This window comes from Pseudomonas sp. MAFF 730105, assembly GCF_055380705.1.
The window spans coordinates 3,596,687-3,623,680 of sequence record NZ_AP018438.1; the positions used below are offsets into that span (position 1 = coordinate 3,596,687).

Sequence of the window (26,994 nt, forward strand, 5' to 3'; positions counted from 1 at the left end):
CCCGGCGAACCCTGACAGGGAATCAGAGAGAGTTTGAGTCATGTCAGCCGATCAATTCAGTACTTCCTTTGCTCAGCAACGCCTGTGGTTCCTTGAACAATATGAACCCGGCACCGGCCTGTACAATATTCCGGCAGCCTGCCGGATCAGGGGGGTACTGCGGCTCGATGTCCTGGAACGTAGCCTCAACGCCGTCATCCAGCGGCATGAAGCGCTACGCACCCGTTTTGCGGTGGACGACGATCTGCCTGTGCAAATCGTCTCCCGCGAGGCGCCTGTGAAGATCACGCCTGTCGAGCTGACAGCACTCGTCGAACAGAACGTCACGCTACAACAGTTCATGGACGATGAAGCCGCCAAGCCTTTCGATCTGACGACCGCTCCGCTGATCCGGGCCACGGCCGTCAAGGTTCAGCCCGACGAACACATTCTGCTGCTGACTGTGCACCATATCGTTGCGGACGGTTGGTCCATGAGCATCTTGCTGAACGAACTCAGCAGCTTCTACGACGCCCAATTGCACGCCACTGCGCCCGCGCTGCCAGCGCTTGAAGTGCATTACGCCGACTACGCCGTCTGGCAAAGGGAATGGCTGCAGGAAGAAGTGATGCAGCCGCAACTGGACTACTGGGAAACCCAGCTCAAGGATGCGCCGAGCGTCCTCGAACTACCGACCGACCGTCCCCGCCCTCCTCGGCTCGATTACGCCGGCAACCGCGTCTATTTCAGCCTTCCCGTCGAGCTGGGGACACAACTCCAGCAACTCAGCCAACGTCATCACACGACCGTGTTCACGGTGCTGATCTGCGCCTTCAACACACTTCTTTTTCGCCTGGGCAATCAGTCCGACATCAGCGTCGGTTACCCGGTCGCCAATCGCAATAACGCAGAAATCCAGCCGCTGATCGGCTTCTTCGTCAATACCCTGGTGTTGCGCAGCCAGATGCGCGCGGAACAGCCCTTTGCCGACTACCTGCAACAGGCACAATCGACACTGCTCGAATCAGACCTGCACCAGGATATCCCCTTCGAACGCCTGGTGGAGGCACTGCGTCCAGCGAGGGAACTCAACCACTCGCCGATCTTCCAGGTGCTGTTTTCCTTCTTCAACCAAGATGTGGCGCAGGCACTGACACTCAGCGCAACGACCTCAAGTGCACTGACGCAGAACAGCCGTTTTTCCAAGTTCGACCTGTCGCTTGAAATGAACACCTGCCAGGGAACCCTGGGAGGCTTCTTCGAGTACCGGACCGCGCTGTACGACCAGGCCACAATCGAGCGCATGAGCGGCTATTACCGCGTATTGCTGGAGTCCATCGTTGCCGACGCCAACACCCGTATCGGCGACCTTGAGCTTCTACCCCAGCAAGAGCGGCTGTCTCGGCTGGCACCCGCCGCGACGTTGGCTGACCCGCGCGCCGTAGACCAATGCGCTCATGATCTGTTCCTGGCCCAGGCGCAGCTCACCCCCGATGCGATCGCCATCCTCTGCGCCGGACAACAAGTCAGTTACCGTCAGCTTGAGCAGCAAGCACGTACCATCGCGGCACGACTGGTGGCGCTGGGCGCGGGTCCCGAAACCTGCGTGGCGGTATGCCTCGATCGCTCGATCACCATGGTGGCAGCATTGCTCGGCACCTGGATCGCTGGCGCGACCTACATCCCGCTGGACCCCGGCTATCCCCATGCCCGCCTGCTGCATATGCTCCAGGACTCCGGCGCGAAGGTGTTGCTCAGCGAGAAACAGTACGCCGAGACATTCGTCGACGAAGGACTGCACATTGTCCTGCTCGATCGCACTGAACCCGAACCGCTCTACTCCGATAGCCGCTATCCCGTCACCGCCCGGAACACGGCGTACGTGATCTATACCTCGGGCTCCACCGGTTTGCCGAAGGGCGTCCAGGTGCCTCACCGGGCGGTCGTCAATTTCCTGCTCTCCATGACTGAGCAGCCCGGCATCAACGCCCAGGACCGGCTGTTGGCGGTGACCTCGATCTCGTTCGATATCAGTGTCCTCGAACTTTTTCTGCCGCTGATCAATGGGGCCAGCCTGGTCCTGGCCGAACGTGATGCGGCGGCCGATGGCCAGGCCTTGATCAAGTTGGCCATCCATCAGAATGTGACCTTCATCCAAGCCACTCCCTCGACCTACTGGCTGATGCTTGAAGCCGGTTGGCCCAGCACGCTGGCACTCAAGGTGCTCTGTGGTGGAGAGGCCCTCGCACCGGCGCTGGCGCGCAAACTGCTGCAACGCACCGACTCGCTGTGGAATATGTATGGGCCAACCGAAACCACGATCTGGTCGGCCATCAGCCGCGTGACGGACGAAACCAGCTCCATTGGCCGTCCGATCGCCAATACCGTGCTGCGTGTCCTCGATGAAGGTTCCCGCCTGTGTGCCACTGGCAGTCCGGGCGAGTTGCACATTGGCGGAGAAGGTGTCGCCCGGGGATACCTCAATCGTGCGGATCTGACCGCGCAGAAGTTCGTACCTGACCCCTATGGATCCGCGGCGGGAGATCGTCTTTATAAAACCGGTGACCTGGTCAAGTGGCTACCCAACGGCGAAATCGAATTCCTCGGGCGCATTGATCATCAGGTCAAGGTCCGCGGCTTCCGCATCGAACTGGGTGAAATCGAAGCACAACTGGTCAGTTACCCCGATGTGCGCCAAGGGGTGGTGATTGTCCGTGAGGATCAGCCGGGAGAGCAGCAGATCGTGGCCTACCTGCTGGTCGGCGAGCAATACTCGGCAGATCCGGCGCAACTGCGTCAGCACCTCGCGCAGACCCTGCCGGGGTACATGATCCCGTCACATTTCGTGGTCCTCGAACAACTGCCCCTGACTCCCAACGGCAAAATCGATCGCAAGCGCTTGCCAGCGCCTTGCGTAACGCCACCCGGCGATAGGCATGTCCTGCCCGGCACAGCCATGGAAAAGGTCGTGGCCGATATCTGGCAGCAAGTGCTCAAGCTGGAGAACATCGGTATCACCGATAATTTCTTCGACCTGGGCGGACACTCGATACTCGCCACCCAGGTGGTTTCCCGGCTGCGCAAAGCCCTGAATATCGATCTCACGGTGCGCACCCTGTTCGAAGCGCCGACCATTGCGCAACTGGTCGAATGCCTGGGCTCGGAGTCGGTTCGACAGGCCCCGCCGATTCTGCCGTATTCGCTGCCTGGAAGGCCTCAACTGCTGTCTTTTGCCCAGGAGCGCCTGTTCTTCCTGAATCATTTCGAGCCTGCCAGCGCGGCCTACAACATTGCGCTGGCCCTAGAGCTGAGCGGCGAGCTGGAAGTGGCGGCGCTGCACCGATCCCTGGACGAGCTGATCCATCGGCACGACTCATTGCGAACCACCTTTGCCCTCAACGAGGACGGAAAGCCCCAGGCACAGGTTCATTCCGAGGCGCTGGGTCAGATGGTCTACAGCGATCTGCGTCATCACCCAACACCGCGTTTGATCGCTCAAACCCAGGCCAATGCCGAAGCGCAACAGCTGTTTTCCCTGGAAGAGGGCCCGTTGTTACGGGCATCGTTGCTGCAAATCGCCGACCAGCGACACCTCTTGCTGTTGACCCTGCATCACATCATCGGTGACGGCTGGTCGGTCGCGGTCCTCGCCCGTGAGGTCATGGCTCTTTACCAGGCCTTTACCCAGGGACAACCCTCGCCCTTGCCGCCACTGGAAATCCAGTACAGCGACTATGCATTCTGGCAACGAGAATGGCAGGCGCCCATCGAGTTCGACGCGCAGATCGCCTACTGGGCCCAGCACCTGGACCAGGCCCCCACCACCCTGGAACTGCCGACCGATCGGCCGCGCCCGGCGATTCAGACCTACCGCGGCCAAGTCATCAGTCGGTCGCTGGACAAGTCACTGTCCGAACAGATCGACGCGTTGAGCCAGGCCCAGGGGGCCACCCCGTTCATGACCCTGTTGGCCCTGTTCAATGTGCTTCTGAACCGCTACAGCGGCCAGCAAGACATTGTGATCGGCACGCCGATCGCCAATCGGACCCGCTCTGAGGTCGAACCACTGATAGGCCTGTTCATCAACACCCTGGCCTTACGCACGCGGCTTGAAAGCAACCCGACCTTCAGCGAGCTGTTGGAGCAGGTTCGCAATACCACCCTCAGCGCCTACGCCCATCAGGAGTTGCCCTTCGAAAAAGTCGTCGAAGCCCTGGCGATCCCTCGTGACATGAGTCGCTCGCCGCTGTTCCAGGTGCTGTTCATCCTGCAAAACACCCCACTGGAAACACTTGCCCTTCCGGGCCTGGACATTGGCAGCTTCCCAGTCGAATCGACGACAGCCAAGTTCGATCTGACCCTTGAGCTGACGCCCTCGGCCCAGGGCTACCAGATGCGTTGGGAATACAACTGCGACCTCTTCTACACCGACACCGTCGAGCGCATGGCCAGCCACTTCGAAACACTGGCCCGCTCGGCGATCGACAATGCGCAACAACCGATCCAATTGTTGCCAATGATCACCGCGCAAGAGAAGCAGCGAATCCTCCTCGACTGGAATGCAATGCACCGCCCCTATCGTCCCCTGGCGGTCCATCAGTTGTTCACCGAAATGAGCGAGCAGTGCGCCAGCTTGCCGGCGGTGGTATTCGGCACCGAGTCGATGACCTACCTGCAACTGGAAGCCCGCTCCAATCAATTCGCCCATCACTTGCAACACTCGGGCGTCCAGCCGGGCATGCTGGTGGGAATCTGCCTTGAACGCTCGATGCATGTACCCGTGGCGATTCTCGCCATTCTCAAGGCCGGTGCCGTGTGCGTGCCCATGGACCCGAGCTATCCGACCGAGCGTTTGCGCTTCATGGCCCAGGATGCCCGCGCCCACCTGATTGTCACCCAGACCAGCCTGCTGCCCCGTGTCGAAGGTTGCAGCGATACCGTTATCTGTATGGACCAGTGTGCGAGCGCCTGGGAGCAAGCTTCGTCAAATCCAGCCAGGCAGCAGAACCTGCTTGATCTGTGTTATGTCATCTACACCTCGGGGTCGACCGGCCAACCCAAGGGCGCAGCCCTGACCCACGAAATGCTGACCAATCTGGTCCAGTGGCAACTCACCGAATCGCGCCTGGGCCGGGGCGATAACACGCTGCAGTTCTCGCCGCTGAGTTTCGATGTCAGTTTCGACGAGTTTTTCTCTACGTGGGCCAGCGGCGGCACACTGGTCATGGTCAGCGAAGAAACCCGCCGGGATCCCGTCCTGCTGCTGGAGCTTATCCAGCAACAGGAGATCGCGCGTCTGTTCATCCCATTCGTCGCCCTGCAAGGCATTGCCGACGCCGCCAGGGACCTCGATCAACTGGCCTGCCTGAAGGAGATCGTCTGCGGCGGGGAGCAACTGCAAGTCACTCAGGAAGTCGTCGAGCTGTTTCAGAAATTGCCCGATGCCTTGCTGCACAACCAGTACGGCCCCACGGAATCGCACTTTGTGACCGGCTACCGGCTCAGCGGCGACGCCTCCCAATGGCCAGCCCTTCCGCCTATCGGCAAGCCGCTGTTCAACTCGCAGATGTATGTACTTGATGCCAGTCTGGAGCCGGTTCCCGTCGGGGTGCGGGGTGACCTCTACATTGCCGGTGTACACCTGGCGCGCTGCTATTGGGAACGCCCCGACATCACCGCAGAACGCTTCATTCCCAACCCCCACAGCCTCACACCGGGCGCTCGAATGTACAAAACCGGTGACGTCGCGCGTTACCTGCCGGATGGCAACATCGAGTATCTGGGACGCTCGGACCATCAGGTCAAAATCCGCGGTTTCCGTATCGAGCTGGCCGAGGTCGAACAAGCTCTGATGGCCCTCGATACGGTGGCCAGCGCGGCGGCAGTCGTCAGGGAAGATCGTCCGGGACTCAAGAAACTGGTGGGCTACCTGGTCGCTAAAGGCGACTGCACGCCGGTGATCGCGGACATCAAAGAGCAACTGAAACGAACGCTGCCGGACTACATGGTCCCGACCGCCTTCGTCATCCTCGAATCCTTGCCCCTGACCCCCAGCGGCAAAGTCGAAAAACGCTCCTTGCCGCAACCCGAGGCCGACGCTCTCGGCGATAACTACGTCGCCGCCCGAAGCGAGAGCGAGCAACAGCTCGCCGCTATCTGGGCCAGTGTCCTCAACCTGCCACGGGTCGGTATCACCGATGACTTTTTCGAACTCGGCGGACACTCTCTGCTCGCCACCCAGGTCGTCTCGCGCATTCGTAAAAAAATGAACGTTGACCTGGCGCTGCGCACCCTGTTCGAAGCCCCCACGATCGAACAACTGCTGCTGCGTATCAACAGAAGCCCGGCATCGGCCCTGCCGGCAATCGCTGCCGCCGGCACGGGGTCGGGGATCAAAGCTGCGTCTTTTGGCCAGGAACGATTGTTTTTCTTGAATCGCCTTGACCATTCGAGCACGGCCTACAACATCCCACTGGCCCTGGAACTGAACGGCGCGCTGCACGTACCAACGCTGCGTCAGTGCCTGGACGAACTGATCCGGCGCCACGAGCCGCTGCGCACGACCTTTTCCCTTGGAGAAGACGGCCAGGTGGTGAGCATCGTTCACCCCCAGGTCGCCGACGTACTGGTCTATACCGACCTGTGTCATGCCCCACAACCGCTCTCGCTGGCCCGGGACCAGGCACGCAGGGACGCGCAGCAATTGTTCTCGCTGGAGAACGGCCCACTGCTACGGGTATCCCTGCTGCGGGTAGCGGAACAGCAACATGTCCTTCTGTTTACCTTGCATCACATCATTGCCGACGGCTGGTCGATCGCGGTGCTCAGCCGTGAAGTCAGCGCGCTCTACCAGGCGTTCAAGGCGGGTCAGGCCTCCCCCCTGCCGCCCCTGGAGATCCAGTACAGCGACTACACCCTCTGGCAACGGGAGTGCCTGGCCCCGAGTGTATTCGAGGCGCAGGCCGATTACTGGCGCCAACAACTATCCCGGGCCCCCGCCAGCCTCGAGCTGCCAACCGACCGACCGCGCCCGGCGATACAGAGCTACCGCGGCCAAGTCATCAGCCGGACGTTGGCCCCGGCCCTGTCCGGGCAGATCGACTCCTTGAGCCAACGCTTGGGCGCGACGCCGTTCATGACCCTGCTGGCCCTGTTCAACCTGCTATTGAGCCGCCACAGTGGCCAACACGACATCGTCGTCGGTACGCCCATTGCCAATCGGACCCGTACCGAGGTCGAACCCTTGATCGGCCTGTTCGTCAACACCCTCGCCCTGCGCACGCGGCTCGAGGGAAACCCAACCTTCCGCCAATTGCTGGAACAGGTCAGAAACACCACCCTCGGCGCCTACGCCCATCAGGACCTACCGTTCGAGAAAGTCGTCGAGGCCCTGGATGTTCCCCGGGACATGAGCCGCTCACCGCTGTTCCAAGTGATGTTCGTCCTGCAGAACACCGCGCCCGAGGAGTTGCGGCTTCCTGGCCTGGACGTCCGCAGCTTCGACATCGGCGCCACCGCCGCCAAGTTCGATCTGAGCCTGGAACTGACGCCTTCGGCCGACGGCTACCAGGCGCGCTGGGAATACAACAGCGACCTCTTCGAGGCCGCCACCCTCGAACGCATGGCCACGCAGTTTCAAACCCTGGCGGAATCTGTCGTCCAGAACGCCGAGAAACCAATCGCCAACCTCGATCTGCTCTGCCCATCGGAAAAAAACCGGATGCTCGAGCACTGGAATGCAACCGATGTGAGCTTCCATCCGGTGGCGGCGCTTCATCACCTGTTCGAACAGCAGGTCGAGCAGACCCCAGGCGCCATCGCGGTCAGCTTTGAAGGGCAACATCTCTGCTATCGGGAACTCAACGAAAAAGCCAACCAGTTGGCCCATCACCTGATTCAACGCGGCGTCGGGCCAGACGATCTGGTCGCAATCTGTCTGGAGCGAAGCGTCGAGATGGTCGTCGGTCTGCTGGGGATCCTGAAAGCCGGCGGTGCCTACGTACCGATCGATCCGCACTACCCGGACGAGCGTATCGCCTACATGCTCGAAGATGCCTCGCCGGTCATGACCCTGACCCAACGCAGCCTGATCGATCGGGTCGTATTGCAAAATAGCGACAGCCTGTGCCTGGACTCGGACGCGGCGTTTGCCCGCCAGCCGAAAACCAACCCCGGGCGCTCGCTGGAACCGGCCTGCCTGGCCTACTGCATCTACACCTCGGGCTCGACGGGCAAACCGAAAGGCTCATTGAACAGCCACCAGGCCATCATCAACCGAATCCTCTGGATGCAGGACGCCTTCCCGCTGGACGCCACTGACCGGGTGCTGCAGAAGACGCCGTTTTCGTTCGACGTATCCGTCTGGGAGTTCTTCTGGCCACTGTCCGTGGGCGCTCGCCTGCTGCTGGCCAAGCCCGAAGGACACAAGGACCCTGGCTACCTGGAAGCGCTTATCGAACGTGAATGTGTCACCACCGCGCATTTCGTCCCTTCGATGCTCAGCGCCTACATGGCCTTCACCCAGGCCGATCATAGCCGTGCCCTGCGCCGGGTCTTCAGCAGTGGCGAGGCGCTTTCCAGTTCGGTGCAAAATGAATTCTTCAAGCGCTACCCGGCGACGCAACTGCACAATCTGTACGGCCCAACCGAGGCCGCGATAGACGTCACCCATTGGCACTGCCAGCCCAATGACACGCGTGATGCCGTACCCATCGGCCGACCGATCGCGAACACTCGCACTTACATTCTCGACGATGCGCTGCAACCCGTTCCCATCGGTGTGACCGGCCAGCTTTACCTGGCCGGCGTGCAACTGTCCCGGGGCTACCTGAAGCGTGCGGACCTGACCGCCGAGCGGTTCCTGCCCGATCCCCACGGAACACCGGGAAGCCGGATGTACATGACTGGCGATATTGCCCGTTACCGTGCCAGCGGCGATATCGAATACCTGGGACGCAACGACCAGCAGATCAAGCTGCGCGGCTTCCGCATCGAGTTGGGTGAAATTGAAATGCGGCTGTGCGCTCACCCGCAAATCAGCCAGGCCGTCGTCAGCATGCACGCCAGCGAGCCCGACAACCCGACCCTCACGGCCTATTTGGTTGGCGTTGCCGGGGACCAGCCGAATGTCGCTGAGCTGAGAGCGTTTCTGGCCCAGACGCTGCCAAGCCATATGGTGGATATCTCATTCCTGTTCCTTGAGCAGCTGCCATTGACCTCGAACGGCAAGGTCGACCGGCGCGCACTCCCCGCGCCTGTCATCACGTCTCAGCCGCTCCCTGGCCAACTGTGCGCGCCGACCACGCCGCTCGGAAAAAGCGTGGCGACTATCTGGAAAAACACGCTGAAACTCGACGCCATCGCCTTGAACGACAACTTCTTCCACAGAGGCGGGCACTCGCTGCTGGCGATGAAGATGATCGATCAGGTCAACCGGGAACTGGGACTCGCCGCCTCCGTGCGCGACGTTTTCGAGTCAGCGGATCTGGGCACCTTCATCGACAGAATCAGCCAGGGGCTCGGCGAACGGAACTCGACCTGTATCAGGCTCAAGGGAGGGACGCACAAACACCTGTTCCTGGTGCATGCCGTTGGCGGTGTAGTGTCGCCCTACATCAAGCTTTCACAGCTGTTGCCCGATGACATGAATGTGCATGCCTTCCAGGCCAAAGGCATTGAAGGCGGCGCTCCCGTCTTCCAGACCCTGGAAGAGTTGGCCATGACCTATATCGCAGAGATGCTTGAGGTCCAGCCCGAAGGGCCGTACTTGCTGGGTGGCTGGTCAATGGGCGGGGTGATTGCCTTTGAGATGGCCCGTCAACTTGAAAGGCAAGACCGGCAAGCGCACCTGTTGCTGATCGACGCACCAGCGCCAGGCCGTCCAGCACAGGCGCAGACATGGCCCTTGGGGGCCTACCTGATGGACATGGCCCGCTCACTCTCGGTCAGCCTGCCATTCTCGGCCAGCGAGATGAGCCAACTGATTGAACATCCAGACCGGGACCCTCTGGCTATTACCGCGGCACGGCGGATCGGCTTGATCCCGGACAGCATGGACGACCACCAGCTGACGCGACGACTGCAGGTCTTCCAGGCCAACCAACAGGCCCTGGCGGATTATCTTCCCGAAGCCGGGATAAACAGCGACCTGACGTTACTGCACACAGAAGAAAGTGCCGAACTCCGGAACCAGTGGCGACCTTGGTGTGAGCGGTCGTTCAAGACGCATGCCTTCAAGGCCGACCACTACAGCATTCTGGAAGCTGCCACGCCGTATATCTGCAAGCACTTCAATTAAACACGAACAAACAAGATGGTTTGATAAGGAATGCCATGACCAACTTCAACGCTGATGTTTACACCCCGGCCAGTGTGCAAAGAGCCTCCGCGAACATGGCCTATGGCTTGAGTGACGTCGCTCATCCAAGCCCACTATTCCTGGAGACCCCGTACAGCGAACTCTGGAGCCGAAACGTCGGCTCCGCAGTCGTCAGCCTCTCGATCACAGCCGACGTCGCCTTGCTCGTCATTGCGTGTAAAAACCGCAACCTGAAGGTGCTGTCCCGCGACTGCGAGTTGCTCTGGTCCCATCGGTTTGCTGATGAGATCACCGCCACGGCCATCTCTTGCGCTCATCACATCGCGGTAGGCTCGCAACGGACCTCGGATGGAACGGGCACGGTCTATCTCTTCAGCGCCGATGGCCAGGAGCTGTTCAACGCCGTACTGGAATCGCCGGTTCACAGTATCAGCTTCTCGGCTGATGGTGCTCGCCTGACCATTCTCTGCAAAAACCAGGCGCATCATATCGCCACGCGAGTGGAGAACACTTATCAGCTCAGCCAAACTCGGCAACCGCATCTGGAGAACTCCAGCCATACCGACACCCTGTGGGCACTCAAGGACCGAGCGCTCGGCGGGCGGCATCAGGATGCCCGCACTTCAAGTGTGGCGGTGTCCCAGGGCGGAACGGTGGCGATAGGGTCGCTGGATGGCAAGATCCATCTCCTCAACCGCCAAGGCAAGCAACTCTGGTCCCGGCAAGTGGATGGCGAGGTCTGGGCCCTGGGCATTTCGGAAAATGGTTCGATCATCGTTTCAGGCTGCACCGACGGCACCGTCAAATTGCTCGCCAACCACGCCCATGATGCCTTTAACGAACAGATCAGCATTCAACAGTCCATCGCCGAACGTCTGGACAATGCCGCCGAGCAACGCCACGCGGTCAATGAAACCCTCGCCAGCCTGGGTCAGATGGGCCTGACCGAGTACGCCGCAAACTGGCTGAACGAAGGAGCGCTGCAGCTGGGCCAGGACAACCTGGATGAACTCGCCATCAAACTGCTCAGCGAGGACGTACAACGCTTCCCCAAGCACTACACCAGCCATTTTCTCCTGGCCCAGGCCCACCAGAAACGCCAGGAATGGCATCAAGCCGCACGGCACTTCACCTGGGCCGGCCAGGATGAACGGATGAAACTGCAGAGTTTCACCCTGGCCGGAGAATCCTTTCTCAATGCGGGTCTGCCCTCCGCAGCCAAATCCGCGTTCCGGCGAGCACGGGAGCTGACCGTCACCGAAGAGGCGAAAAAGACGCTCTACACCTTGGGCCGCATCCATGAGGAACAAGGCTCTGTCACTGAAGCCCAGAAATACTACGAGGTGGTGTTCACCCTCAACCCCAATTATCTCGATGTCTGCGCCAGGCTGCAGAGTCTCAATGCCCCATCCTCACAGCACACTTCCCGCCCCAACCCGGAAGACACGGACTGGTATGGCAGCCTGATTCACGAACTGCTCAGCCCGGTCTCGCAGCGCGGTTTCGACCTGGCCCCTGAAGACGGTGTCCCACATCCTCGGACCACGGAACTGACGTCAGTGGCCGAGCATCGCAAGCGCTTGCTGTCGATCATTTCCGAGTACGCTCTGGACAGCCAAGACAAGGTCGCCGACGCGAAGCTCGACTACGACGTCGCCGCCTATATGCGCTATGACTGTTCCGTCCCTGAGGACGAGGCGAAGAAGTCGCTGGAACTGGTCAACATGCTCGATTGCATCAAGCATTACGGACCGTTCAGCAAAAGCCTGGACATCGGCGCAGCCACCGGCCGCTACCCGACCCTGCTGGCCCAGCAAGGCATCCAGGCCTTTGGCGTCGATCTGGAACCGATGGCGGTGGAATATGCCCGGCAGAAGAGCAACGGTGCACTCAATCCGAACTTCCACCAGGGCGATGCCCGGGCACTGCCGTTCGAGAGCACCCAGTTCGATCTCATCACGTGCATGATGGGCACCGCGGCGCACTTTCCCAGACAAGACGTTCCCACCGTCCTTTCAGAAATTCATCGCTGCCTGGTGCCCGGTGGGTTCTGTGTCATCTCGACCTGGGACATCGAATGCCCGCACCTGACCTACCTTTCCATCTACTCCCATGAACAGAAAGAGTTGATGCGCCAGAACGCGATCAGCCGCGCCGATGCCAGCAAGATGGCCACCGCGCAAGGCTTCGTCGTCGAAGAGATCAGGAGCCTGGGATTGTTCCCGGAATCCCTGGGCTATGAGCTCGACCTGCAGCAGGACGGCCCTTACAGAATCAAGAACCTGCTGGACATGGATCTGGCCTTCAAAGCCAAATTTCCAAACCTGCATGGGCAGATGTACATGCTGATTATCAGGAAAATCTAACAATCCCTTACATTCCAAGGTAGTGCAACCATGACCACTGAAGAAAAAGACCACGGCGTTTACCTGGTCGTCGCCAACGCTGAAGAGCAGTACTCCATCTGGGCGGCCGACCTACCGCTGCCAGGAGGCTGGCACCTGGCGGGAAAACGCGGAAGCAAATCCGAATGCCTGGACTACATCAAGGAGGTGTGGACCGATATGCGGCCACTGAGTCTACGGCAACGCTTACAGGCTTGAGTCGATTGCCGCGCACAGGGGTTCACAACTATCGTGGCCCCTCTGCAGGCGTCGAGATGTTCAACCGGTGACCTGCTCTCCAGCCCCAAATCCCCCAGGTGCGGATTCCAGGGGCCATGTCTTTATCTAAAGGAATAGCCTGATGTCCGTGCGCAAAAGTTTCGCTGAAAAGGCAGCCATTTCAGACAACCGCGCCTCTCTTCTGCTACTGCTCATTGCGTTCGTCGATGCCGCCGGCCGTGGGCTTTTTCTCGCCGGAGCCACATTCTTCTATACCCAGGTCGTTGGCCTGAGCAACGTTGAAGTCGGTATCGGCCTGGCCTTGGCCGGTCTATGCGGCCTGGTCTGCGCGGTGCCCATCGGGCGCCTGGCGGATCGCCTTGGCGCCGCTCGGGTCCTGGCGTTTCTGCAGGTCTGGCGAATGGTCGGTTTTTTAATCTATCCCTTCGTCGACGAGTTCTACACGTTTCTACTGATTGCCTGCTTTATCGGCTGCGTCGAGCAAGCCGTCTGGCCCATCATCCAGACCCTGGTAGGGTCCGCGGTCAAAGCGGATGCCTATGTGAAGACAATGTCCAAGGTGGCGATCGTCAGGAATGTCGCCTACATGCTGGCCGCCGGTGTCTTTTCCATTGTGGTCAGCTTCACCAGCGGTCCGGGGGCAGTGATTGGCCTGCTCGTCGCCAACGCGCTGGCGTTCCTGTTTTCCGCCCTCTTGCTGGTGACCGCCAAGCTGCCTCACACCACAAAGGAGCCGGTGGATACCCAACGTGTAGCGGCGCCTGCACACCCGTTGAAGAACCTGAATTTCTTATCGCTCTCGCTGTGCAACGGCATTCTGTCGTTACATCAGGCGGTCATGACCATCGCCATTCCTTTATGGTTGCTGACCAAGACACAGGCACCGAAGTCACTGATCGGTATCATTCTGGTGATCAACGGCATCATGGCCATCACCCTGCAACTGGCGTTCAGCAAGCACGGCAACGAGGTGGTCCATGCGGCACGCAAGCACTTGTATGCTGGGATCACATTGGCACTTTCATGCGCGATGGTAGCGTTCACCACGGCGGAGCAACCCTCCTACCTGGTCGCTGGCATCCTGCTATTTGCCTGTGTGGTAATGACGTTTGGCGAGTTATGGCAATGTGCGGGCGCCTGGGGCATTTCGTATTATTTGGCCCCAGCCGAACATCGTGCCTACTACCTGAGCGTCTATGCGCTCGGAGCCAATCTGATGACCGTGATTTTTCCTGGGATATTGCCCATTGCCGTCGTAGAGGGCGGCTCCGCCGGGTGGATCGGCCTGGGGATCATCTTTGCCTTGGCAGGCATCGCCACCCCGCTTCTCGCCCGATCCGCGAGCCGTCGAGCCGTGACTGCAATGACCACAGAGGTGAGCGTGGGCGGCGCGCAGGCTTGACAGTGCGAATGTTCTGATAGGTGCGCCTATCCGTTGAAAACCGAGCACAGGGGGCACAATGTGTCCCCGGCATTGCCACCACGGATAGCAACTCGCGTCGCACGGTCTCTCATAAATCCCCTCTACGCGCCATGTCTGCAATGTTGTTGGCACGACATTTTGTAACCTCCTAGTGACATTCAAGCGCACTTTGGCCACTGCCTGGCCGCCCTTTCAAAAAATTTGCATCATCTAAAAATCAATGGCATCGTAATCAGCCAGGACGCTCTTTGCCGGCCCATTTTAGAAAGGATTCTATTTTGAAAAAGAACTCTACGGCGCTCGATGCAATAGATTTAAAAATCCTGAGCATAATGCAAACTAATTGCCTGACCACCACATCGAAACTTGCGGAAGTTCTTTCCATGAGCGAGACGCCCTGCTGGCGCCGCCTTCAGCGTCTGGAAAAAGAGGGCTTCATCCAGGGCTATCAAGCCATACTGAACAAGGAAGCCCTGGGGTTCGAAGTCACCGCATTCGTTCATCTTTCTGTCGACTCCCATACCGAAGAAGTGACCAGGAAGCTTGAGGAAAAAATCACCTTGTGCCCTGAAGTCGTCGCTCTTTACAACGTAACGGGGGATTATGATTTTTTGGTGAAGATCGTCTGCAAGAGCATTGCCTTATATACAACATTCATTGAAAAAACGTTGCGCAAAATTCCTTGCATCACGCAAATCAAAACATCGATCACACTTCGCGAAGTGTATGACTCAAAAATAATCCCGTTGTCCGCCTACACTTAAAAAGCATTCCCCCTCCAAAATGGCCTTGCGGCCAGTAACTCACTACCCGATCAAGCTCTATCAACACGCCGTCCTTGCATTAAAAACATAACTTTCAAGGAGTTGAATTGTCATGCCTACATTGGATAACGCTTTTCACAGTCTGCACCAGAATGGTCTGTTGGTCTTGGCCAATGTGGCCGATGCAGGTGGTGCGCGCATTGTCGAACGTTTGGGGGGCAAGGCAGTCGCGACCAGCAGCGCCGCCATGGCCTGGTCGCATGGTTATCAGGATGGCAACAAGCTGCCTCTCGACCTGCTGGATGCCACCGTCAAGTCGATGGTGCGGGTGCTCAGCGTACCGCTCACGGTGGATATCGAAGGCGGCTACTCGGATGACCCGGAGCGGGTCGGCCAGGTGATTGAGGCCGTCGTCGCCGCAGGGGCGGTCGGGATCAACATCGAAGACGGCCTGGGCTCTCCAGAGCTGCTTGTCCGCAAGATCGACGTCGCGAGAAGAGTGGCGGACCAGGCGGGCGTCAAGCTGTTCATCAACGTACGGACCGACGTCTACCTGAAAAATCTGTTCCCCGCCGAACAGCGCCTGGAGGAACTCCTGAAGCGCAGCGCACGCTATACCAGCGCCGGGGCGGATGGCCTGTTTGCCGCTGGCGTGGTCGATTCGAACGAAATTGCCACCGTCTGCCGCGAGACCAAACTGCCCGTCAACCTGCTGTCCCGGGACGGACTGCCCTCCCCGGACGAATTGAAGCGCCTGGGTGTCAGGCGGCTCAGCGCGGGTTCCAGCATCGCCGAGTTTCTGCACGGTGCCATGGGAGCACTGGTCCGTAGCTTCCTGGATAACGGCCAACTCGACACTCAAGCCTTGAAAGCCCATACATACGGCGAATTGAATGCGCTGATGGCGGCGAAGAGCGAGTAACGCTGTCCTGCGGACGAGGCCACACGCCAACGTTCGATTTGTACGTCCACCACTCCCCCTGACACTGGGAAATCCCAGGGCAAAAAAGAGCCACTCATTTAAGTGGCTCTTTTTTGCAGTTCCAGGAAAACCAGCAAACCCCTCCTCCTTCTTTGACAGGACGTCCCTCCATGCAACGGATCGTGGTGTCGGCAAATAACAGCCCATCGACCCTAACCCGTAAAATAGGTAATCACCTGGGCTTATCGCTTTTACTAGGGTGCTTATCACTTACTCAAACACCCCTATCCCTGGCGGACAACACCAACGGAAAAAGTCTCTACCTGCAGAGATGCGCCATGTGCCACGGATCAGATATCAAAGGCACAGGACCATTGGCTGACAAAAGCACCCCTCCGACCCCTGACCTGACCACCACCGCTTTCAAAAAACGACTCCATGATTATCCCGGCGTTATCGTTTCATCGGTCATCCTTCGTCCCAATGGAAACCTGATTCCAAAAACCCTGCGAGAGAATGGTGTGAAGCTACCGCCCCACGCTTGGAGCGTTCAGGACCTGCGGGATTTGAATGAATACATGAGCGGTGTGATTTCAAAAAATCGATAAGCCACAGAACGCCTGCGACGCTGCTTGCTTGATCCAAGCGATGTCGAGGCGTGCTTGAGTCGGAACCTTCAGGGCCTGTCGAAAATCCTCAGATGCTGCAGATCGGACCGCGCAGGCTACGCGACGAATGCGATAGTCCGACGTCCCCACGCAGAGTGTGAGGACGATCGGAGCCGTGGTAGCTATGGCGCTTGCGTTTCAGCCTGCAGGCTCGTCGGGTATTTCCGAGCCCGTTCAAGCATGGTCTTGGTATCCGGTAATCCAATAGTCTCCGGGCCGACAAAACCGGTTTTGTTATTGTTCTTGCCAATTAATTTAGGGTTGATTGCATCGAACAGGAAACTGAAACCCTGTTTCAACTGACTCTGGGCGATGCCGTGACACCCCATGCAGCCGCCCATGGTTTGGCTATGAGTGGCGTTGTCGAAATCCGGCACCCTGATGTTACTGAAGTTGCGCGTATGGGTAAGGACGTGATCTGGCGGAATCGGGAAGACGTTGCTACCGCGAAACAGTTGAATCCCCGGTTGGCTGCTTTCGACCATGATGTTGGCCAAATAATAATCCGGGTCGGTTTCCTCACTCGACGGAATGGCTTGCACGCCTTTGAGTTGGTAATACTTCCAGACTGAATTGCTGAATTCACCACTGCCGTTCATCAACTGTTTGACCTGGTCGTTTACTGCCTTGACTTCGGAGAAAACGGTTTGCGGCTGCACCACACTGATGGGGCCGGCCTGCCCGTCTGGAATCCCCTTGCTGCCGGAATAGATGGGCGGCGATACGAAGTTGCTGGCGGGCAGGGTCACCTGATGAATCCCGTTGCCGTCGGAGAATGTTGCCACCGGCGGCTGATTGTTTGAGTCGGGATAGGCGATACTTTTGTAATTGGCGACGTAGTAAAGCCCGGTCAGTGAGTTGCTATCCGGCAAGGTCAGAGCATCCTGATGCTCGAACGTGGCGAAGATGAACGTCGGATAGTTGGGCGTCTTGTGGATGATGTGCAAGGCGATCAATGCATAGGTTTCGTTATAAGCCACTGGATGCTGATCGTCGCCGTGATACGTCACCACAGTTGCTGTGTGGTAACGCCCTTGTTGAGCGCGCGGAATGTCCGCCAGTTTGCGCCATGTCGCCTTCACCTCCAGCGCGCCATCGGGCAGCACGACATTGGGTGGAAAGGCGGGCAAGGTTCGCGCATATTCGTAGATCACCGGGTTGGCCTTGGCTTCGAACAGAAGCTGACTGTCGTTCGAAGGAGCAAAGTTGTCCCCGTTCTTGGCCGGGTTGGGAGGGTTGACCGGGAAAAATATCGCGTTCTGGCCGATCTGGGTCGCCTCGTCGAGGTTGTTGTAATGGGCAAAGCTGGCACCCGCCGCTAAAGGGATACCCTTGGGGAAATTGATGTAGCTGTATTGTGGAAGGGAAGCGAACGGACGCGTAGGTCCGCCTGCCTTGTTCGGCTCCATTGCCGGAAACAACTCGGATCGATGGGCGAACGTCTGCCATAACAAGGGGCTGGGCGGTTGCGGCAGCTTGCCCGAATCAGCGAAGCTGGCAGCGGGATTACCGACGCCGCGGTTGGCCGGCAGCGGCGTGTTGGCTGTATTATTCAGGGCAATGAAGCTGCGCCAGGCAAAGGTTGCATAGTCGGTGTGGCTCAGGCCTGTCGCCAGATCCGTTGGCAGTTGCGGGTTGTTGGTGGTCAGGTCGTTTGCGGTGATGGCGTAGGAAACGCCCACTCCTGAGGGGTATGCCTCGAACGAAGGAAACGGGGCGGAGAAATACGGCGACCAGTTCACTCCATCGGTTGAGTAAAAGGTATTGGCATTGCTGGTGATGAATAAGCGTTCATCGATCATCGCTGCACTGTTCAGGAAACCCTTGGCCCCCTTGCCGATGATCCCATTCACCGTTTGCCGGGCTTCCCAATTACCGGCGCGATTATAAGGGCGTACATACATGGCGCCGCTCTCAAACCCGTAATAGGTCCATAACTTGCCGTTGTAAACGACCGGAACCATCGTCAAAATATCGGTGTTTTCCGCGAACGCCTGACTCTCCTTGCTCCAGTTAACACCGTCATCCGAGGTGACGTAATAGATAGCTTTGCCTGAGTTCTCACTGAAAAAAACGAACAGTTTTCCGTTGTACACGACAGGCTTGTTGTTAATGGCCGTATGAACAGTACTGATCGGACGAGGGGAAGACCAGTGTATGCCATCTCCGGAACTGATGGTCTTCAAGCGGCTCTGGGGATCGGCAAAGGTCAATACCAGTTTCTGCTTGAATACACTTACCGAGACATTGCCGTAGACGCTGTCCACCGGAATGGTCTGGGCCTTGGACCAGTTTTTTCCCTCTGCCGAAGTAGCGAAGTTGATATTTCTTATGTCGTTGTTTTCTGCCCAGAACATATAGATATTACCTTTGAACGACTGCACGGCCGGTACGAAATATGCCGAATGCCCGAATTTCACCGTGCTCGTCGAAGAAGGCTTGCCGCTTGTCGCGTCCGGACTGTCGAAAACATCGACTTCGATCCCAACTGCTTGTCCTTGTCTAGGCGTGGCGACAATCACACTCTCCCCATACGCCGTCGAGACCATCACCCAACTGCACAAGCACAGCATTACGTGGCGAAGCATTGTTGTAACTTTCATCTCTGTCATTCCTTTGAGTGTTTTGCTACAGGCACGTAAAACCCAGACCCGATTTGCTTTTCCCATACCCAAAAGGCGATAGGCAGACAGCGAATTGCCAGGTCAACAGGCTTTGTATTGCTACCGTGGAAAACTTACGGCGTTGCGACAGAAGCGCACGCTCTGAGCTTCGACGTCGTCGGCACCCGGGAGCGATATGCGAAGGGATGTAAGTACATAGTGCGATGCCTCCTGGCTTGGAAAAACGTTCGTCCTCCGGTGATTGTAGGAAAGATTATTCGCAAGGTGAGAGAAATTTATTATCGCTACACTCCCCTCTCTTTTTGCTAATGCGCCTTCAGGGGGGGAGTCTTCGAGAAAGGCTTCCAGAACGGCTGAGGCTTGCAACCGAATCTATCTGCGAGTTCGGCGCATCTGTTCAGCACCGCGTTGCGATAGCTGACCAGTGAATAATCGTCCTGGTGGTCGCAGAGTTCGTATCCCGTCTCTTCGACCATAAAGCGAGTAACAACCCCTTCATTCCCGTCTACGCTTGCTGGACGAGGCTAGGTTCTGTACGAAAAGTCTTGAGACGAAGGTAAGTCAAGGCGAAAACAGCCGTGGAACGGCCGGGGTCGCGTCCGACTGTACTGGAGTACATGAGCATTCCGAGGCTGTTTTCAACGCAGCATGAACGAGTATCAAGGCTTTTCGTACAGAACCTAAAGCGCTCGACAACCCCGGTCCGTAGAAGACAGATGGGCTGAGCGCCGAATAGACCGATAGGGAGATCATCCTGTGATAGATAGATATGCAGTCAAGACTGCCCGCTGACGTCCGAACCCGAGCCAGAGGACGCCGTTGATGCCAATCACGCAAAACACCCGCCTGGTGCAGGTCGACAGCCCCCTTGGTGGTAACGTCCTGCTGCTGCAAAGCATGGAAGGCAGTGAAGAATTAGGCCGGTGTTTTCACTATGAACTGGATCTGACCTCCGAAGACCGGGCGATCACCTTCGATCAGTTGCTGGGCAAGCCCATGGGCTTGACCCTGGAGCTGTACGAAGGCGCTAAACGCTACTTCCACGGGATGGTCTGCAGTTGCCGTCAGTTGACCGGCCACGGCCAGTTCGCCGGTTACCGTGTCACGCTGCGGCCCTGGTTCTGGTTGCTCACGCGCACGTCGGATTGCCGGATTTTCCAGAACAAGACAGTGCCGGACATCATCAAGCAGGTGTTCCGCGACCTCGGTTTCTCCGACTTCGAAGACAGCCTCAGCGGCAGTTATCGCGAGTGGGAATACTGCGTGCAGTACCGCGAAACCAGCTTCGATTTTGTCAGCCGGTTGATGGAACAGGAAGGCATCTATTATTACTTCCGGCATGAAAAGGCCCGCCATGTACTGGTGCTGGCCGATGCCTATGGTGCCCATACCACGGTGCCGGACTACGCCTCGGTTCCCTTCTATCCGCCCGATCGACAGATGCGCGAACGGGATCATTTCTACGATTGGCAACTGGCACGGGAAGTCCAACCCGGTTCCCTGGCGCTGAACGACTATGACTTCCAGCGCCCGCGCGCCAGCCTTGAAGTACGTTCCAGCGTCATGCGTGGCCACAGCAACGGCGACTACCCGCTCTATGACTATCCCGGGGAATACCTGCAGAGCAACGATGGCGAGCATTACGCGCGTACCCGTATCGAAGCCATCCACAGTCAGTTCGAGCGGGTGCAGTTGCGCGGTCTCGTTCGTGGGCTGGGCTCCGGTCATTTGTTCACACTGACGGGTTACGACCGGGCGGACCAGAATCGCGAATACCTGGTGGTGGTCGCACGCTACCAGATTCGCCAGGATCCCTATGAAAGCGGGCAGTCGGACCTCACCGAACAGTTCGTCAGCGAACTGGACTGCATGGACGCCCACCAGGCCTTCCGCCCTCTCCCGCTGACACCCATGCCCATTGTTCGCGGGCCGCAGACGGCGGTGGTGGTGGGTCCCAGTGGCGAGGAAATCTGGACCGACCAATATGGCCGGGTCAAAGTGCATTTCCACTGGGACCGTCATGACCAATCCAACGAGAACAGCTCCTGCTGGATTCGGGTGTCCCAAGCCTGGGCCGGCAAGAATTGGGGTTCGGTGCAGATTCCAAGGATCGGCCAGGAGGTGATCGTCGGTTTCCTGGAAGGCGACCCGGACCGACCGATCATCACTGGCCGCGTCTACAACGCCGAACAGACCGTGCCCTATGGACTGCCCGCCAATGCCACACAAAGCGGGGTGAAAAGCCGCTCCAGCAAGGGCGGTTCACCGGCGAACTTCAATGAAATCCGCATGGAGGACAAGAAAGGCGCGGAGCAGCTGTTCATCCACGCCGAGAAGAACCAGGACATCGAGGTCGAGAACGACGAAACCCACTGGGTCGGTCATGACCGCAGCAAAACCATCGACAACGACGAAACCGTGCACGTCAAACACGACCGCAAGGAGACGGTGGACAACAACGAGACCATCACCATCGGCGTGGACCGTACCGAGGATGTGGGCAACAACGAAAAAATCACCATCGGCGTCAATCGTACCGAGAAAGTCGGCAGTAACGAGACCATCACCATCGGAGCGGACCGCACGGAGAAGGTCGGCGCCAACGAAACCATCACTGTCGTCGGCAACCGCAGCGAGGACGTGGGCGGTAACGAGACGATCGGTATTTCCGGCAACCGCAATGAATCGGTCAAAGGCAACGAAGGCATCGAGATCAGTGGCAACCAGAGCACCGATATCAACGGTAATCACAACACCCAGATCGGCCAGAACGAATCCCGCGACGTCACCCAGAACCGCAGCACCGGTATCAAGCAGAACGACAGCCTGGATGTGGGCAAGCATTTCTCCCTCACCGCCGGCGATTCGATCACGCTGACCACGGGAGCCGCCAGCATCACCATGAAGAAGGACGGCACCATCATGATCAGCGGCAAGAACATCACCCTCGACGGCTCCGGCGCCATCAACATCAAGGCCAACAGGAACGTCGTCGTCAAAGGCCAGAAGATCCTGCAGAACTAGCCATGGAGTGGCCGCTATGACCATTGAATACCACCTACCCTCAGCCACCACCTGCGCGCCGATGCGCGTGGACGGCGTGGTGATTGGCGTATTGCTGGACGTGCCCAAGGTGGACGCCCCGGTGGTGGCGTTTCCCGGCTGTCCCGGTGAAACAGGCCTCGTCGCACGCACCACCACCCCGCTGACCCGTGAAGACATCGGCGTTCAGGTCGCATTGATGTTCGAGGCGGGCGACCCGGCACGGCCGCTGGTGATCGGCCGCATCCAGCGCCTGGAGGAACCTGCAGCGCCAGCGCTTGCCCACCTGGACGGTGAACGGCTGGAGTTCACCGCCGAGCGGGAAATCGTCCTGCGCTGCGGCAAGGCCAGCATCACTCTGACCCGCGCGGGCAAAGTGATCATCCGCGGCGCCTACCTCTCCAGCCGCTCCAGCGGGGTCAACCGCATCAAGGGCGGTTCGGTGCAGATCAACTAGAAGGTAGCCGGACCATGGAGCTGCTCAACGCCAGCAAACTGCTTGCTGCCTATACCCTGGGCATGGCCAGTGATGGCCGTGAATCCCTGGTCGTGGTGGTCAAAGGTACATTCAATCTGCCGCTGGACGGCCGCGTCGCGACCCTCGCCGACGTCCAGCAACCGCTACTGATGGCCGACATTTTTTTCGGCGAGCCGGGCCTCAGCGCGCCGCTGCGGGAGATGGACTTTGCGCCGTTCAAGCCATGTTGCGATGTGCTGGTGTGCGGCAAGGCCCATGCGCCCGGCGGCCGCCCCGTGACACAGTTGACCGCAGGCATTCGCGTCGGCCGCGTCAGCAAGGCCTTTTCCGTCTTCGGCCCACGGCAATGGCAACAGGGAATGCTCGGCGTCTCTCCCGGCTCACCGCAGCCATTCACCGAACAGGACATCACGTATGCCCAGGCTTTCGGCGGCACTCACTCCAGGGTGAACGCCCCCGAAATGCAGCAGTGCTACCCGGACAACCCGAGCGGTCGCGGCTGGTTTCCTGGCGGCATGGACAGCACGGTCATCATCGGCAGACCCATGCCGAACACCGAGGAACCGGGCAAGCCAGTCGACAGCCCTTGCGGTCACTTCCGCCCCATGGCCCTCGGCCCCATCGGCCGTAGCTGGCCGCAACGCGCCCGTTTCGCCGGTACTTACGACGATGCCTGGTTGGCGGACTGCTTTCCGTTTTTGCCGGGTGATTTCGACAATCGCTACTTCCAGGCCGCCCCTGCCGATCAACATACCGATTACCTGCGCGGCGGCGAGGATGTGCTGCTGTTGAACCTCACCCCCCAGGAGCGCGCCGGCTTTCGTATCCCTGAAATGGAAGTACCGGTGACCTTCTGCCTGAAAAAAGGCGGTCATGACACGGTGCAAGCGGTGATCGATACCTTGCTGATCGACACAGACGCGGGTCAGGTACAGCTGACCTGGCGTGTTTCCCGGCCACTGCGGCGCAACCTGTTCGAGATCGCTCAGGTGCTGGTCGGGAGCATGTCCGCGGGTTGGTGGCGAGCCCGTGAATTGGGCAAGAACTACTACCCGTCGCTCTCTTCCCTGGTAAAAGCCAGGCAGGCGCCCGAGGAGACGGACTGATGAGCGCGCTTTGCATCGTCGGCTCCGGCATGGTTAGCGCAGTCGGCCTCAGCGCGCCGGCGAGCTGCGCGGCGATCCGCTGCGCCATCGATAATTTCCAGGAGACCCGCTTTATCGACCGCGGCGGTGAATGGCTGATCGCTGCCAGCGTGACCTTGGAGCAGCCCTGGCGCGGTCGCATCAAGCTGATCAAGATGGCGGCCCGCGCCATCGCCGAGGCCTTGCAGAACACCCCGGGCGTCGACCCACAAAACACCCCGCTGCTGCTGGGGCTGGCGGAAGCCGAGCGCCCCGGCCGCCTCGAAGGTCTCGACAAGGGGCTGTTGCACGCCATCGAAGCCGAGCTGGGCCTGCGCTTTCATCCCAGCTCCAACGTCATCGTCCGTGGTCGGGTCAGTGCCGCGGTGGCGCTCCTCAATGCGCGCACGCTGATCTACCAGGGCGGCCACCGCCATGTGCTGGTCGCCGGCGTCGACTCCTTCCTCAGCGCCCCGACGTTGGACGCCTTCGAAGCGCGCCAACGCTTGCTCACCAGCCAGAATTCCAACGGTTTCATCCCTGGCGAAGGCGCCAGCGCCGTGGTGCTGGCCTCTCCCGTCGCCAGTGCAGATGCGCAACTGACGTGCGTAGGCTTGGGCTTCGGCATGGAAAAGGCCACGGTGGAAGCCGAAGACATTCCGTTGCGCGCCGAAGGCCTGACTCAAGCCGTACGCGCGGCCCTGAGCGAGGCCGGTTGTGGACTGGAGCAGATGGATTATCGGCTCACCGACCTGTCCGGCGAGCAGTACTACTTCAAGGAAGCGGCCCTGGCCTTGGGCCGCAGCCTGCGGGTACGCAAGGAGTTCTTCCACCTCTGGCATCCTGCCGACTGCATCGGTGAAGTCGGCGCCGCCATCGGCCCGGTGATGCTTGCCGTGGCCCTGGCCGCCAGTCGCAAGGGCTACGGCGAAGGCCCGAATATCTTCTGCCATCTCGGCAACGACGCCGGCGAACGCGCCGTGGCGCTGCTCAGTTACCAGAACATGAGGGCTGCGTGATGGCGAACGAGGTCTACGCCAACAACATGGAAGTGTCTTGCAAGGCGGCGGATGGCAAGTCCGTGGCCTGCTTTCCGGATGTGTGTTTCACCCCGCCGCAAACCGCGGCCACTCCGCTTGGCGTGCCCATCCCCTACCCCAATACCGGCATGGCCAAGGACACCACCCGGGGCACGCGAACCGTGAAGATCAGTGGCAAGGAGGCCATGCTCAAGGATAAGAGCTACTTCAAGACCAGTTATGGGGATGAGGCTGGCAATGCGCCGAAAAAGGGAATCATCACCAATAAGATCAAAGGGAAGGTCTACTTCACGGCCTGGTCGATGAATGTGAAGTTCGAAGGCGAGAACGTCGTGCGAAACATGGACCTGACCACCCATAACCATGGTTCGACGGCCAACACACTGACATGGCCCTATCTGGATGCGGTGGCCATGGCGGATCCCGAAAATCCCTGCGTCAAGTCAGGCAACGTGAAGAAGGTAAAGGCCGCCTGTCCTCCACCGGCCAAGTCGTTGTCACGCGGAGCCATACCTGGCCCGGCCGACAATACCAGCCCCGAGTGTTGTGAAGCACGCAAGTGCATGCTGGTACCAAACTCGCCAAAGAGCCGCTGTTCCAAGTGCGGAGGAAAGACGCCGCACCACCCGGTGCCGGTGGCCGATCTGTCGACCCCTCGCCCCATAAACCCGAAGACCGGGAAGCTGAAAGTCCGCGGCGATCCTTTCGTGCCCACCTATGACCACAACAAGGCACCCTGCATATGCGTAGAGGGCGCCGACCACAATTCCCGTGAAGGGCCGACAGATAAGCTCATGCAGCATGGACGTATCGGCCGCGGCTACGTGGTCAAGCGAGACGCAATGTTGAATGGTCGCGATGACTTCACCTACGCCGAAATCAGTGATCTCTCGGCACAAGCGGTCGCCGATGAGACGGGCTGCGACAAGGACTGCCTCAAGGCCCAGATCGACAAGGGACACCAAGACCTGGGGGTGGGTCCAAAATCAGGGATGCGCAGGGGAGAAGTTCGCGCACCTGCCCTTGAAAAAAAGCCGAAGAACCCGGCCCCATTGATATAGAGAAACCATCATGGACAATGAAGACTCCCTGTTTTTTACCTGCGGCCTGGTTGTGAAGGCCGGCACAATCGTTGTGCCTGCACAATACAACTCCCTGCCGGGCGAGCAAATGTCCAGGGTCGCCTTTTGCTTCGATGACAACTGGGTCTACAACGACGTCGACAACGATGTCATCGGGTCCGTCTGCTTCAGGCGCAGCGACAATAGCCTCTGGATGCTAGGACGCCATGGCAACCTTCGCCACGTGACGTCTGGCTCGGCGGACTTCACCCTCGCCAATATCCGAGGCAAGTTCGAAAACGATCGCATTGAAACAGGCCGCCTTGGCGAGCTGCTGTGCATCCGGGAAATCGCCAACGAGTTGTACATCTGCGGCCAGTCATCCCAGGTCTATCGACATTCGAACGGAGCCTGGGCAAGCATGAGCCCAACCGGGGCAAAGATCGGCTCGCCTACCCTGGAAAGCCTGGATGGGCTGGCCCACGACAACATTTATGCCGTGGGAGAAAAAGGCCTCATCCTGCACTACGACGGTTCACGCTGGAACTCGCTGGACTCCCCCACCAACCGTCCTCTGTCTCGCGTGCTGTGCAAAAGCGAAGACGAGGTTTACGTCTGCGGTAATGACGGTCTGTTGCTGGTTGGCAATCGCCATCAGTGGCATGTTCTCGACACAGAGAGAACCCTGAATTTCTGGGACATGGCGTTGTACGACGGGCAACTCTACATTTCCCACGTGCATGGCCTCGTTCGCTATGACGGGCAAGCCTTCTTCGATGTCGACACGGGCCTCACCCCTCCTCCCGGCGCCCATAAACTGGATACGGCAGATGGGCTGCTTTACTCCTTTGGTATCGACGACCTCCTCAAGTTCGACGGCCATCAGTGGGAGCGGGTGATATGCCCACACAACACGTGAGTTTGCGC

General features: G+C 59.1%; 14 protein-coding genes. 13 read left to right on the top strand and 1 reads right to left on the bottom strand.

Going from position 1 to position 26,994, the window contains the following annotated elements:
- Nucleotides 1–40 precede the first annotated feature (40 nt).
- From PCOSP_RS15670 to PCOSP_RS15700, 7 genes are all read left to right on the top strand, one after another.
- Complete coding sequence (locus PCOSP_RS15670; protein ID WP_464708924.1) at nucleotides 41–10,276, top strand: non-ribosomal peptide synthetase; 10,236 nt, start codon at nucleotides 41–43, stop codon at nucleotides 10,274–10,276.
- A gap of 35 nt (nucleotides 10,277–10,311) precedes the next feature.
- Nucleotides 10,312–12,663, top strand: a complete 2,352-nt coding sequence (locus PCOSP_RS15675; RefSeq protein ID WP_464708926.1) for a methyltransferase domain-containing protein — start codon at nucleotides 10,312–10,314, stop codon at nucleotides 12,661–12,663.
- Between the two features lie 30 nt (nucleotides 12,664–12,693).
- A complete protein-coding gene (locus PCOSP_RS15680) occupies nucleotides 12,694–12,900 on the top strand; it encodes an MbtH family protein (protein WP_139642834.1) in 207 nt (68 codons plus the stop codon).
- 142 nt (nucleotides 12,901–13,042) lie between these two features.
- Entirely contained in the window at nucleotides 13,043–14,323 is a 1,281-nt protein-coding gene (locus tag PCOSP_RS15685) for an MFS transporter (RefSeq protein ID WP_464708928.1), read from the top strand.
- Between the two features lie 299 nt (nucleotides 14,324–14,622).
- Complete coding sequence (locus tag PCOSP_RS15690; RefSeq protein ID WP_139642840.1) at nucleotides 14,623–15,108, top strand: Lrp/AsnC family transcriptional regulator; 486 nt, start codon at nucleotides 14,623–14,625, stop codon at nucleotides 15,106–15,108.
- A gap of 112 nt (nucleotides 15,109–15,220) precedes the next feature.
- Nucleotides 15,221–16,030, top strand: a complete 810-nt coding sequence (locus tag PCOSP_RS15695; protein ID WP_139642843.1) for an isocitrate lyase/PEP mutase family protein — start codon at nucleotides 15,221–15,223, stop codon at nucleotides 16,028–16,030.
- A gap of 170 nt (nucleotides 16,031–16,200) precedes the next feature.
- Nucleotides 16,201–16,638 carry a c-type cytochrome gene (locus PCOSP_RS15700; RefSeq protein WP_464708929.1) on the top strand — a complete coding sequence of 146 codons (438 nt, stop codon included), beginning with the start codon at nucleotides 16,201–16,203 and terminating at the stop codon, nucleotides 16,636–16,638.
- 182 nt (nucleotides 16,639–16,820) lie between these two features.
- Here the strand turns inward: PCOSP_RS15700 and PCOSP_RS15705 are convergent, their stop codons facing one another.
- A complete protein-coding gene (locus tag PCOSP_RS15705) occupies nucleotides 16,821–19,301 on the bottom strand; it encodes an exo-alpha-sialidase (RefSeq protein ID WP_464708931.1) in 2,481 nt (826 codons plus the stop codon).
- An 843-nt stretch (nucleotides 19,302–20,144) separates the two neighbouring features.
- On the opposite strand from PCOSP_RS15705, the gene PCOSP_RS15710 reads away from it, so the two are divergent.
- Genes PCOSP_RS15710 through PCOSP_RS15735 form a run of 6 tightly spaced genes read left to right on the top strand, consistent with a single transcriptional unit; the run spans nucleotide 20,145 to nucleotide 26,986 of the window.
- Complete coding sequence (locus PCOSP_RS15710) at nucleotides 20,145–22,346, top strand: type VI secretion system Vgr family protein (RefSeq protein WP_175362668.1); 2,202 nt, start codon at nucleotides 20,145–20,147, stop codon at nucleotides 22,344–22,346.
- 16 nt (nucleotides 22,347–22,362) lie between these two features.
- The gene (locus PCOSP_RS15715; RefSeq protein WP_464708932.1) at nucleotides 22,363–22,821 is read left to right on the top strand and encodes a DUF6484 domain-containing protein; all 459 of its coding nucleotides are present in this window, start codon (nucleotides 22,363–22,365) and stop codon (nucleotides 22,819–22,821) included.
- 14 nt (nucleotides 22,822–22,835) lie between these two features.
- Nucleotides 22,836–23,948 (top strand): DUF2169 family type VI secretion system accessory protein, encoded by a 1,113-nt coding sequence (locus PCOSP_RS15720; RefSeq protein WP_464708933.1) that lies wholly within the window; start codon nucleotides 22,836–22,838, stop codon nucleotides 23,946–23,948.
- Complete coding sequence (locus tag PCOSP_RS15725; protein WP_464711951.1) at nucleotides 23,945–24,985, top strand: hypothetical protein; 1,041 nt, start codon at nucleotides 23,945–23,947, stop codon at nucleotides 24,983–24,985. The genes PCOSP_RS15720 and PCOSP_RS15725 overlap by 4 nt, the downstream gene beginning before the upstream one ends.
- Nucleotides 24,985–26,067, top strand: coding sequence for a PAAR-like domain-containing protein (locus tag PCOSP_RS15730; RefSeq protein WP_175362671.1), 1,083 nt, complete (start codon nucleotides 24,985–24,987; stop codon nucleotides 26,065–26,067). Before PCOSP_RS15725 ends, PCOSP_RS15730 begins: the two co-directional genes overlap by 1 nt.
- A gap of 10 nt (nucleotides 26,068–26,077) precedes the next feature.
- On the top strand, nucleotides 26,078–26,986 hold the full coding sequence (locus PCOSP_RS15735; RefSeq protein ID WP_175385051.1) for a hypothetical protein: 909 nt from the start codon (nucleotides 26,078–26,080) through the stop codon (nucleotides 26,984–26,986).
- The last annotated feature ends 8 nt before the right edge of the window (nucleotides 26,987–26,994 follow it).

Bases quoted from the DNA above. Each gene is read 5' to 3' on its own strand.
- PCOSP_RS15670 (WP_464708924.1), top strand. From the start codon at position 41: ATGTCAGCCGATCAATTCAGTACTTCCTTTGCTCAGCAACGCCTGTGG.
- PCOSP_RS15675 (WP_464708926.1), top strand. From the start codon at position 10,312: ATGACCAACTTCAACGCTGATGTTTACACCCCGGCCAGTGTGCAAAGA.
- PCOSP_RS15680 (WP_139642834.1), top strand. From the start codon at position 12,694: ATGACCACTGAAGAAAAAGACCACGGCGTTTACCTGGTCGTCGCCAAC.
- PCOSP_RS15685 (WP_464708928.1), top strand. From the start codon at position 13,043: ATGTCCGTGCGCAAAAGTTTCGCTGAAAAGGCAGCCATTTCAGACAAC.
- PCOSP_RS15695 (WP_139642843.1), top strand. From the start codon at position 15,221: ATGCCTACATTGGATAACGCTTTTCACAGTCTGCACCAGAATGGTCTG.
- PCOSP_RS15700 (WP_464708929.1), top strand. From the start codon at position 16,201: ATGCAACGGATCGTGGTGTCGGCAAATAACAGCCCATCGACCCTAACC.
- PCOSP_RS15705 (WP_464708931.1), bottom strand. From the start codon at position 19,301: ATGAAAGTTACAACAATGCTTCGCCACGTAATGCTGTGCTTGTGCAGT.
- PCOSP_RS15710 (WP_175362668.1), top strand. From the start codon at position 20,145: ATGCCAATCACGCAAAACACCCGCCTGGTGCAGGTCGACAGCCCCCTT.
- PCOSP_RS15715 (WP_464708932.1), top strand. From the start codon at position 22,363: ATGACCATTGAATACCACCTACCCTCAGCCACCACCTGCGCGCCGATG.
- PCOSP_RS15720 (WP_464708933.1), top strand. From the start codon at position 22,836: ATGGAGCTGCTCAACGCCAGCAAACTGCTTGCTGCCTATACCCTGGGC.
- PCOSP_RS15730 (WP_175362671.1), top strand. From the start codon at position 24,985: ATGGCGAACGAGGTCTACGCCAACAACATGGAAGTGTCTTGCAAGGCG.
- PCOSP_RS15735 (WP_175385051.1), top strand. From the start codon at position 26,078: ATGGACAATGAAGACTCCCTGTTTTTTACCTGCGGCCTGGTTGTGAAG.